Source organism: Niallia alba, from assembly GCF_012933555.1.
Classification (GTDB): Bacteria; Bacillota; Bacilli; order Bacillales; family Cytobacillaceae; genus Niallia; species Niallia alba.
The window spans coordinates 2,053,525-2,065,246 of the sequence record NZ_JABBPK010000001.1 but is presented as its reverse complement, the minus strand read 5'-3'; the positions used below and the strand labels follow the sequence as shown (position 1 = coordinate 2,065,246).

At 36.2% G+C, this 11,722-nt stretch carries 9 protein-coding genes; all 9 read right to left on the bottom strand.

What is annotated here, in order from left to right:
• Positions 1 to 104: 104 nt before the first annotated feature.
• Entirely contained in the window at positions 105 to 986 is an 882-nt protein-coding gene (gene rsgA, locus HHU08_RS09805) for a ribosome small subunit-dependent GTPase A (RefSeq protein ID WP_169188361.1), read from the bottom strand.
• A gap of 150 nt (positions 987 to 1,136) precedes the next feature.
• Entirely contained in the window at positions 1,137 to 3,146 is a 2,010-nt protein-coding gene (gene pknB / locus HHU08_RS09800) for a Stk1 family PASTA domain-containing Ser/Thr kinase (protein ID WP_145999682.1), read from the bottom strand.
• Positions 3,143 to 3,901, bottom strand: coding sequence for a Stp1/IreP family PP2C-type Ser/Thr phosphatase (locus HHU08_RS09795; protein WP_101730039.1), 759 nt, complete (start codon positions 3,899 to 3,901; stop codon positions 3,143 to 3,145). Before HHU08_RS09795 ends, pknB begins: the two co-directional genes overlap by 4 nt.
• 6 nt (positions 3,902 to 3,907) lie before the next feature.
• Positions 3,908 to 5,005, bottom strand: a complete 1,098-nt coding sequence (rlmN, locus tag HHU08_RS09790; RefSeq protein WP_101730040.1) for a 23S rRNA (adenine(2503)-C(2))-methyltransferase RlmN — start codon at positions 5,003 to 5,005, stop codon at positions 3,908 to 3,910.
• The gene (gene rsmB / locus HHU08_RS09785; protein WP_016201065.1) at positions 5,002 to 6,354 is read right to left on the bottom strand and encodes a 16S rRNA (cytosine(967)-C(5))-methyltransferase RsmB; all 1,353 of its coding nucleotides are present in this window, start codon (positions 6,352 to 6,354) and stop codon (positions 5,002 to 5,004) included. The genes rlmN and rsmB overlap by 4 nt, the downstream gene beginning before the upstream one ends.
• Positions 6,341 to 7,300 carry a methionyl-tRNA formyltransferase gene (fmt, locus tag HHU08_RS09780; protein WP_016201064.1) on the bottom strand — a complete coding sequence of 320 codons (960 nt, stop codon included), beginning with the start codon at positions 7,298 to 7,300 and terminating at the stop codon, positions 6,341 to 6,343. Before fmt ends, rsmB begins: the two co-directional genes overlap by 14 nt.
• A complete protein-coding gene (gene def / locus HHU08_RS09775; RefSeq protein WP_016201063.1) occupies positions 7,293 to 7,781 on the bottom strand; it encodes a peptide deformylase in 489 nt (162 codons plus the stop codon). The genes fmt and def overlap by 8 nt, the downstream gene beginning before the upstream one ends.
• Before the next feature lie 364 nt (positions 7,782 to 8,145).
• Positions 8,146 to 9,957, bottom strand: a complete 1,812-nt coding sequence (locus tag HHU08_RS09770) for a glycoside hydrolase family 2 protein (protein WP_016201062.1) — start codon at positions 9,955 to 9,957, stop codon at positions 8,146 to 8,148.
• Positions 9,958 to 9,975: 18 nt separating this feature from the next.
• Positions 9,976 to 11,718, bottom strand: coding sequence for a glycoside hydrolase family 2 protein (locus HHU08_RS09765; protein ID WP_169188360.1), 1,743 nt, complete (start codon positions 11,716 to 11,718; stop codon positions 9,976 to 9,978).
• Positions 11,719 to 11,722 lie beyond the last annotated feature (4 nt).

The following is an 11,722-nucleotide window of genomic DNA, read 5'->3' as shown; positions in this document are numbered from 1 at the left end:
GGCTGGTTTCGTAAAGTTTGTGGTTATTCTCCGCAGCCGGAATACACTTCGCTTTCCGTGAGGCTCGCGTTAAGACAACAATCCTTTAGAAACCAGCAAAAAAACTAATACCGAGGTTTTCTATCTCTAATTTCTTGGAGAAAATCTTTGTAATGCTCATAACGATATAATGGGATTTCATTGTTTTCGACGGCTTCTTTAACTGCACATTTTGGTTCTGAAAGATGAAGACAGCCTCTAAATTTGCAGTTTTCGCTTGTTTTTTCTATTTCGGGAAAACAATAATTCAACTCTTCTGCTTCGATTTCCATAAACTCAAGGGAACTAAAACCTGGTGTATCGGCGATAAGACCGTCTCCGATTGAGATAAGCTCTACATGTCGAGTTGTATGCTTTCCTCTTCCTAAATGGGAAGAGATTTCATTTGTTTTTAGTTCTAAATCAGGTCTTATTACATTTAATAAAGAAGACTTTCCTACACCTGATTGTCCTGCAAATACTGATATTTTATCCTTAACATAAGGAAGTAACTGCTCTATTCCTAATTCTGTCTCAGAAGAGGTTAAAATAACAGGATATCCAATTGCCTCATATTGTGCTGCAAATTCTTTCATTTTTTCCGCCTCATGGCTACTCGCCAAATCCATTTTGGTAATACAGATGACTGGATCTATTCTGTTATATTCAATTAATACAAGAAAACGATCCAATAAAGCTGTACTAAACTCAGGCTCCACACTCGAAAATACAAGAATAGCCTGATCAACATTGGCAATTGGTGGTCTTACTAATTCATTTTTTCTTTCGCTTACTTCTAAAAGATAGCCATCTGTTTCGTTTTCCGCCTGAAAAACGACTTCATCCCCTACTAAAGGGGTAATCTTATTTTTTCGAAAAACCCCTCTTCCGCGGCATTGTATTAATTGACCCTCACTTAATACATAATAAAATCCACTTAATGCTTTAATGATTTTGCCTTTGGGCATAAATATAACGCTCCTTACTACTATAGCTCTCTTTTAAAAAGTTCTAGTATGTTTCAAAAAACTATGTGAAAGAACAACAGTCTTTTAGAAAACCACATTCTAAAAAAGCATTCCCTTTCTTTCTAAATTCAAACCACATACGAACGTCTATTAGTTTGGATAAGGAACTTCCTCATCAAGGATGACAACACTGTCAATTTGCACTCGATAATAGCCTTTTTGTCCCTCGGGAATTTGAAGATAGATTGTCTTTTTGGTATTCTCCGTAATCGTAAACGTTTCAGCAGGTTCTGTCATACTATTATTAAAATCGCCAATATAAATTCTTACTGTTTGTTCTACAGGCTTTCCATCCGGAGTCATTTCAGTTGGCTCATACGGTATCGAAATTTCTTTCATTACTTCTTTCGGTTGGACTTCTTTCTTTCCTTTAGAAAGAACAACAGAAATTTCTGTTCCTTTTTTCAAGTTAGTTCGAGCCTCTGGAGATTGGGAAATAACAAGTCCTTTTTCTACGGAATCACTATACTCTTCCGTAAATTTTACGGTCAACCCAACAGCATCAACATAATCATTTACTTCTTTTTTCGTATAATCGGATAAATCTTTTATGCTAATTAACTCGACGCCTTTACTAATTGTAAACTCTAAAGATGTTTCACTTGGCACTACTTCCTCATTTGGATCAAAATTCTGTTCTAATATTGTTCCTGGTTCACTATCATCGAATACCTCTATTGGATCAATATCTTTAAAATCAAAGCCTTCTGATTCTAATAGCTTCACAACATCATCATATTTCCTGCCTACATAATCACTTAAAACAACTGTTTCTTTTCCAAGGCTTTCGTAAATGACAATTTCTGTTCCTTCTCTACGTGCGCTTCCTGCACTAGGGCTTGTTTTAATAACATGACCTTTTTCTACCTCATCGCTATTCAAAGTGATAGTATCTGACACTACAAATCCTTTATCCTCTAGCGCCGTCTTTGCTGCATCTACTTCAAGACCAGTAACATCAGGAACTACTATATCATCAGGAGCAAGTAAATCTGGTAGTACGAAAATAACTAGTCCCATTATCAAAATCAATGCAAGAAACGTCGAAATAATAATTGCCGCTATTTTTTTACCTTTTTTCTTTTCTTTTTTCTTTTTCTCTTTCTTTTCCGGCTTTTTCGGTTTTTCGTTTACCTGCTGTTTTGCCGGGACTTCTTTCTCATTTTTATGAACAATTGTTTCATCGAAATTTTTATATAAACCATCATTTGTAATAACCGGAATTGCTTTTGTAGCTTCGTCATCAACCGGTATCGAAAACTTGGATTCATCCATTCTTTCTTCATCAAGAGCAGTACGCAAATCCTCTGACATTTCTTCCATACTATTGTATCGATAAAAAGGATCTTTTGCAGTAGCTTTTAAGACGATGTTTTCCACACTTTGTGGAATTACTTCATTCCATCTTCTGACACTAGGTGTTTCGGATTGTAAATGCTTTAACGCAATGGAAACAGCGGATTCTCCTGAAAAGGGAAGTCTCCCTGTCAATAATTCGAACATCACAATCCCAAGTGAATAAATATCTGATTTTTTATTCGCCATTCCCCCACGTGCCTGCTCCGGAGATAAATAATGAACAGAACCCAGTACAGAATTTGTTTGGGTAATACTTGTCGCACTCAATGCCATTGCAATTCCAAAATCCGTTACTTTTACATTCCCATCTTTATCTATTAAAATATTATGCGGTTTAATATCCCGGTGAATAATATTATTTTGATGAGCATGTGCAATTGCCGAGGTTATTTGTTGCATAATTGCAATAACTGTTTCTACAGAAAGCGGTGAATGTTTATGTATATACTGCTTTAATGTATCGCCTTCCACATATTCCATAACAATATAATAGATGTCTCCTTCTTCCCCAACATCATAAATATTGACAATATTCGGATGAGCTAAGCTTGTTGCTGATTGTGCTTCGCGATGAAATCGTTTAATAAATTCTTCATCATTAACATAATCGAGTCTTAGCATTTTAACAGCTACATCGCGATCAAGAATCATATCATGCGCAAGATAGACGTTTGCCATTCCACCTCCGCCAACCATATCTAAAACCTTATAACGACCACTTATTCTTTTACCAATCATCATTGCACTTCACCTGCTTGATGACCATCCCCATGCTCTAATATAACAACCGTGATATTATCTTCTCCGCCATTTATATTAGCAGTTTCAATTAATGTGGAAGCTTGTTCCTCAAGTGTATTCTCTTTTTCAAGGATTTCTTTAATTTGTTGATCTGTTACTTTATTCGATAACCCATCTGAACAAATAAATATGATGTCTCCTTCTTCAAATACAATAGTCATCACATCAATATCTAATTGAGCATCTGTTCCAAGCGCTCGTAAAACGACATTTTTTCGTGGATGGTGCTCAGCAGCTTCTTTGGAAATCTGCCCCATACGAACTAATTCATTTACTAAGGAATGATCTTCTGTAATTTGTTTAAAGCCATCTTCGTTATAAAGATAGCATCTGCTGTCTCCAACGTGTGCGATCGTAGCAAAATTTTCTGTACTAATCACACCAATTATCGTCGTCCCCATACCTTCACATTCTGGATGTGTAGATGCATAATCAAAGACATACTGATTTACTTTTAAAATATTCGCTTTTAACCAGTTTTCTGCTTCATCTGCTGTTTTCATTTCCTCTACCATGTTCCAAAGTTCTGTCAGTTTTTCAACAGTAAGTGAGCTTGCAACATCACCAGCACGGTGTCCGCCCATGCCATCTGCTACGATGGCAAGGCGTTGACCGCTTTTATTTCTTATAATCGCTCCACTATCCTCATTATGTTGTCTAACTTTCCCCTTATCAGTCATAAAAATTTGACTCAAAGGTGATCACCTCGTCTCTTCTTTTCTCTCCTTCGCACGAAGCTGTCCACATGCAGCATCGATATCTGAACCTTGCTCACGACGGATTGTAACATTTACTCCATGTTTCTTTAACGTTTTTTCAAATAAAAAGATTTGATCTTTCGGTGTTCTTACATAATCTCTTTCTGGTACATAGTTTACAGGAATTAAGTTGACATGACACTTTATTCCTTTGACAAGCTCTGCTAGCTCTTCTGCATGTTCTACTTGATCATTTACATTTCCAAACAAACCATATTCAAAGCTCACTCTTCTTCCTGTTTTATCAACATAATAACGGATTGCTTCGATTAGTTCAGGCAGTTTATAAGCTCTGTTGATTGGCATTAGTCTACTTCTTAACTCCGTGTTAGGCGCATGAAGGGAAACAGCAAAATTAATTTGCATATTTTGATCAGCAAATTCATAAATTTTTGGGATAATTCCACTAGTAGATACCGTGATATGTCTTGCTCCAATATTTAATGCTTGTTCATGATTAATAATTTTTAGGAAACTTAACATATTATTAAAGTTATCAAATGGTTCCCCAATTCCCATGATTACGACCGAACTAACACGCTCGTCCATTTCATCTAATGCCTGTTGTACTTTTACGACTTGAGCAACGATTTCTCCTGCTTCTAAGTTTCTTTTTAATCCACCTAAAGTAGAAGCACAAAATGTACAGCCAATTCTACAGCCTACTTGTGTTGTTACACATACAGAGTTACCATAATCATGGCGCATTAAAACTGTTTCAATAGAGTAACCGTCATGTAATTCAAATAGAAATTTAATTGTTCCATCATTAGATGTTTGCTGAATAAGTGTGTTTAATGTCGTAATTGTAAAATGCTCTTGTAGCAATAGTCGTAAATTTTTCGATAAGTTGGACATATCTTCAAAAGAGGTTACTCTCTTTTTATAAAGCCATTCAAAAATTTGGTCGGCACGAAATGCCTTTTCATTATGTTCTGTTAACCAATCCTTTAATTCTTGCAACTGCATCGAGTAAATCGATGGAATCGTTGGTTCTTCTTTTTGTCTTCTTCTTGATGATGTTTTTACTTGTTCCATCATTGCACCTTCTTTCTTAATGCTGCAATATAAAAGCCATCTGACCCAAAATATTGCGGTAAAATCTGTAGCTCATTTCCTGTTGTATATTGTTGTAAATCTAATGGTAATCGTTCAGCAAGTGTTAAGTCTCTTTCAAACTGGACATTCTCTGCCAAAAACTTTTCAACGACTTCTTCGTTTTCTGCTTTATCTATCGTACATGTACTATATACTAACAATCCACCTTTTTTTAAAAGAGAGGAAACAGAAGTTAATAGATCTAATTGGATTTTCTGTAGTCGATCAACGTCTGCTTCTGTTTTCGTATATTTCATGTCTGGTTTTCTTCTCATGACGCCAAAGCCTGAACATGGGGCATCAAGCAGAATGCGGTCAAAGCTTTCTGCTTCAAGCGTACTGTCTAACTTTCTTGAATCCATTGCTTTCGTTTCAATCGTTGGTAAATCTAAGCGATCAGCATTTTGCTTAATTAGCTTTACTTTATGCTCATGTAGATCGATCGAAAGGACTTTCCCTTCCTTGTTCATCTTTTCAGCAATATGCGTCGATTTACCGCCTGGTGCAGCACAAGCATCCAATACCGAATAAGGCTTGTCTACATCTAAAGCATAGGCAACAATCATCGAGCTTTCATCCTGAATGGTTAAATATCCTTTTTCAAAAACTGTCGAGTGCGCTACATTCCCTCGGAGAATTTTTATACCTTCTGGAATTACGGCACTTACTTCTACTTGGAAGCCTTCTTCTATTAAGAGCGCTAAGCATTCGTCGACAGAGATTTTCGTTGTATTTACCCTTGCTGTTTGCGTTGGTGCTGTTAAGTTGATTTCGCACATTTTCCTTGCTTCTTCTAAGCTAAGCTGCTCAACCCATCTTTTGACAAGCCAATGAGGATGGCTTGTTTCAATCGAAAGTCTTTCTATATCGTCTTGAATCTCATTAAAAGACGGTAATCCTTGTCTAAGCATATTTCGCAATACCGCATTTACAAAACCACTAATTCCCTTATGGCCTCTTTTTTTAGCAATTTCAACCGCTTCGTTTATTGCAGCATGATCTGGAATACGATCCAAATAAACAATCTGATAAACAGTCATTTGCAGGAGAATATAAACCCATTCTTCTATTTTCTTTCCTTTATTAAGGAAAGGACGAAGATAATATTCAAGAGCCATTTTTCGTTGCAACGTTCCATAAACGATTTCTGTTAACAAACCGATATCTTTAGTTGGAATCTCATTTTTTTTAATCGTCGTATTTAATAATAGATTACTGTACGCTTGATTTTTTTGAATACTTTCCAGGATATCTAATGCTGCTTCCCGTACATTTTTTCTAGTTTTCTTCATTTGTAACTCCTAGTATTTCATTTACTTGCATTTTGCTGCCTGCACCTCGTAAAAATTGACCAATATCCATTTTCTTCTTTCCTGCTGGCTGCACTTCTGTTAATTGAATATACGTATCATTTCCAGTAGCAATAACCGGTCCTTGTTCCGTAATTTCTACAATCTTTCCAGGAACAGCCTCTATTTTTTTAGCAACTTTCTTTCCAGCCCATACTTTCATCACATTCCCTTGATAAAGGGTGAAGGCTACCGGCCATGGATTTAAGCCACGAATTTTGTTATAAATTTCTTCTCCTGAAGCAGACCAATCGATTTTTTCATCCGAACGTTTCAAGTTTGGCGCAAATGTAGCCTCCTCATCATTTTGAGGAATCGACGTAATTTCTCCTGCTAACAGTTTAGGCAAAGTTGCCGATAATAAATCACTTCCGACACTACTTAATTTATCGTGAAGTGTTCCAACTGTATCATCTTCCGTAATTTCTACTTCTGCTACGGAAATAATATCACCGGCATCTAATTTCTCTGCCATATACATAATCGTAATACCTGTTTTTTCTTTTCCCTGGAGAATACTATAATGAATTGGTGCTCCACCTCTTAATTCTGGAAGTAATGAAGCATGCACATTTACACATCCAAATTTCGGTGCATCCAATAGTTCTTTCGGTAGAATTTGACCAAAAGCAGCCGTTACGATAATATCTGGGTTAAGCGAGATAATTGTTTTCAGCTCTTCTGATTGGCGAATTTTCTCTGGTTGATAGACTGGAATATTATGTTTTAGAGCTTCCACCTTTACTGGAGGGGGGGTGAGTACTTTTTTTCTGCCAACAGGTCTATCTGGCTGTGTAACTACCGCAATTACATCATACTTTTCTTCTATTAATCTTTGTAATACTGGAACGGAAAAATCAGGCGTTCCCATAAATACTACTTTAGTCATTTGTTTCCACTCCTTCTAGCTCATCTTCCTCTAGATAACGAATCACTTTTGAAGTAAATAGTACTCCATCTAAGTGATCCATTTCATGTAAAATAGCACGCGCTAAATATTCTTCTGCTTCTATTATATATTTTTTCCCTTTTCTATTTTGAGCCTCTACTTTTATGGAAAAAGGTCTTTCGACATCTCCAAATAATCCCGGAAAGCTTAAACACCCTTCAGGTCCTACTTGCGAGCCGTTTATTTCTAATAGTCTTGGGTTAATTAATTCCAGTGTACCCATTTCGTCATCAATATCTACTACTGCAATTTGTTTTGAGATACCGATTTGCGGAGCGGCAAGTCCTACTCCATCAAATTCAATCATTGTCTCATACATATCATTTAATAGTTTTGCTAACTTTTTATCAAAGACTGTAACTTCCTCGCACGGTGTTTCTAATACCGGATCTGGAAACATTACAATTTGTTTTACTGCCACATTATTTCCTCCAAACGTTAAGAGCGATAGCCGGTTAAATTTGTATTTTAACGAAGGCTACTTTTTAATTATTGTTCCTATTATTTAAATAAAGTTCGTCCAAACAGCCTATACTAAAACTCATTCTTTTGTATTTTATCAAACCCTGATACCAAATAGCTATGTATTCCTTTTGGAAATTAATAAGTTCGTTTATTTATATTTGGGTTAACAAAATAAAAACCCATGTCAGGAAACTCAGGATAACTTTAAACCATCCATCATTTTCGCTGTCATGAGCCTTGAACATTTTAACATAATACTATCCAAAAAGAAAGGAACGGTTCCCCGTTCCCTAACTTGATTATAGTAACTAACGAAACATTTACCCCTTAATCGCCAATCGATCTGGAAAGAACAAATTATTCAGCTCTTTAATCTTTGCTAAATCGCATTTTGGAACGCGATTATACGTTAGAATACCATTAATCTCTTGTTCAACATCTGTTAGCTGTGTATAGCAATAGCCCCATAGTCCTTTTGATTGGAAAATTGCTTCCATGATTTTGCGGTATTCGGTTACATAATCTTCTGCATTCTCCACAGAAGTGTACCCCCAACCACTTTGATCGCCCATTTTAAATGCGATGCCTCCAAATTCTGTTAACAGAATTGGTTCTCCTTGATGGGAGTGATTTTCCGCATACACTTCCCATTTACTATGGGCATGGGTAAGTAAATTTTCAACAGTTGAAATAGATTCCTTGAAATATTGATATTTTGCCTTTTCATCTGCATTCCCATGACCGTAATTGTGAATCGCACAAATATCTGTAACCGTCGCTTCCCATCCGTCATTAGAGATTACTAGTCGTGTCCCATCAATTGCATGGAGCATATGATACATGGTTGTTGAAAAATGCTGCTGTGTTTTATCATAATGAATATCTGGAATACCCCAGCTTTCGTTTAGTGGTACCCAAGTGATAATGGATGGATGATTATAATCTCGTTCCACAATTTCCATCCATTCCTTCATTAATCTTGTTGCGGCTTCTTTTGTATAAACAGGAGCTGATGCACATTCTCCCCAGACTAGAAAGCCTAATGTATCTGCATAATGTAAGAAGAGAGGATCTTCTGTTTTTTGATGTTTTCTACATCCGTTAAATCCCATTTCTTTCGCTAATTCGATATCTTTTTTATAATCTTCTGCTCTCGGCGCTGTTAAAAGTCCCTCTGGCCAATATCCTTGGTCCAGCACAAGTTTCTGATAATACGGTTTATTATTTAAATAGACCATTCCATTTTCGGTATGAATTTTCCGATAGCCGAAATAGGATTCCACTTTATCTAAAACTGTTCCACTTTCATCACAGAGCTCGATGGAAACATCAAATAAATTTGGATGTTCTGGTGACCAAGTGTAACCGCCGTCATGGAAATTCGTACGGAAAATTTTATTTTGGATAATGTCAACTGCTCGTTTTTCGGCAATATTATTCATTTTAATTCGATCTTCTGCGATTAAAGTATTCTTAAACATCATTTTGTAGTTCACATAATAATTAGCTTTTGAAACTTCTGTATCCTTATTTAAAGCAAAATCTATCCATACGACACCGTGATCAAGATCAGATGTAAATCGAACTTTTTCAATATGTTCTTTATTTACTTGTTCCACCCATACAGTTTGCCAAATTCCTGTAGAATTCGTATACCAAATTGCTCGTGGCTCATCTTCCCAAAACTGTTTGCCACGTGGGATTGTTTCATCTTTTAAAGGATCATAGACCTTAACAGTAATACTTTGTTTTTCTTCTGCTAAATAATTCGAAATATCAAATGAAAACGAAGTATGTCCGCCTTCATGGTCTCCCACGAATTGTCCGTTCACATAAACTTTGCAATAGTAGTCGACCGCACCAAAATGCAAAATTGTTCTTTTACCAGGATCATTGGGGATAACCACTTCTTTCTTATACCATACATATTCATGAACCGTTCTTTCCCCAATCCCACTTAACGTAGATTGGTAAACAAACGGTACTTGAATTTCTTTATCAAGTGTTTCTTTATTAAAATAATGCTCTTTTTCTCCAACATTCTCATCATCAAATTGAAATTGCCATGTTCCATTTAAGTTAATCCACTGATCACGCACGAACTGAGGGCGCGGATATTCTTGTCTCGTCATCTTTATACACTCCTATGATTATAATCTTCGGGTATTTACCTGTCTTACTCTCTCAACGGAAACTTTTGGTTTTCTATCGATTGTAAGCAAGCCGTTTACTTCTTGTTGTACATCGGTTAGTTGTGTATAACAATAACCACATACATATTCTAAATCTTGAACAGCATGATGGATATCTTCAAAACGTTTAAAAAACGCTTCTTCATCCTTTACTTGATTTCCATAGCCCCAACCATCCTCTGTTTGGAAAGCGATTCCGCCAAATTCAGAAATAAGGATCGGCTGACCTTTATATGGATAACCATCTGCAAAGGCATAAAAACCTTTATTAAACTGGATAGAATTAGACATTAATTTTTCATTATCTTCATATCTGCTTGCAAGAAGTGATCCGTATTCTTCATAATCATGCAGTGTGATAATATCGGAAATAGTATGTTCCCAACCATCATTTGTGATAACAGGGCGATTGCTATCATATGCTTTTGTTAAATGATAGATACTTTCCGTAAAAGCCTGTTGCTGCTTGTCATGATGGATATTACCAATTCCCCATGATTCATTAAATGGTACCCATGTGATCACACTTGGATGGTTGTAATTTTGCTTCACAATTTCCAACCATTCATGGGAAAAATTACGAATTGCTTTGTCATTAAATCCAAACGTTGAACCAACTTCTAACCAGACAAGAAGACCTTTTTTATCCGCTAAATATAAAAATCTACTGTCCTCTACTTTTTGATGCTTCCGGACTCCGTTATATCCCAATTCTAATACTTTATCGATATCTTCTTCTAACGCCGCAACACTTGGTGGTGTTAAATCCGATTCTTCCCAGTAGCCTTGGTCTAAAATTAAGCGTTGATATAGCTCTCTATTATTAAGAAGGATTCTATTTCCTTCAATGGATATCTTACGCATACCAAAATAGGATTGAACTTCATCAAGTAATACATCTTGATCGTACAATTTAAGAGTCAGGTCATATAGATTCGGATTTTCTGGACTCCAAGCCTTCATTGTCCATGGATCTAGTCTTTCTAATACACTTCCTTTAAGTGAAGCAGCATTATCAACTATATTAGCAGTTAATTCATTAATCACTTTGCCATTAAATCGGATAGATGCCACTACTTTGTATCCTTCTGCTGTAAACGGAATATCAGTTGTTTCTACTTCAATCACAATTTCTTGCTCATCAAATAATGGCGTAATTTTTGCATGATTTAAGTGAGCTTCATTTACATATTCTAACCAAACGGACTTCCATATTCCCGTTGTTTGAACATACCAGCAGCCAAAATTCTCATCATGCCAGCGCTGTTTTCCTCTCGGTTGTGCACAATCCTTGGAATCTTTGACTTTAACAGTCAGTTTATTCTCACCAGATGTCACATAATCGGCTACATCTACAGAAAAACCATGGTAACCTCCTTGATGGATGGTTACGAGATTACCATTTACATAGATAAATGCCTCATAATCTACTCCTTCAAAATGGACAATCGGATGTTTTTTCGTATCATCGATTGTAATCGTTCTTTCATACCAAACCGTTTCGTGGTGTTCTTGTTGATTAATACCACTTGCTTTCGTTTCATAAGTGAACGGTACATTTATTGGTGTACTCTCTGGAAAAGATGCATACCATCTCTCCTTCTCTCCTACTTTTTTATCATCAAAAGCAAATTTCCATTCTCCGTCTAAAGAAACCCATTCCGCTCTGTGAAATTGAGGATTTGGATGCAATTCATTCATTAAT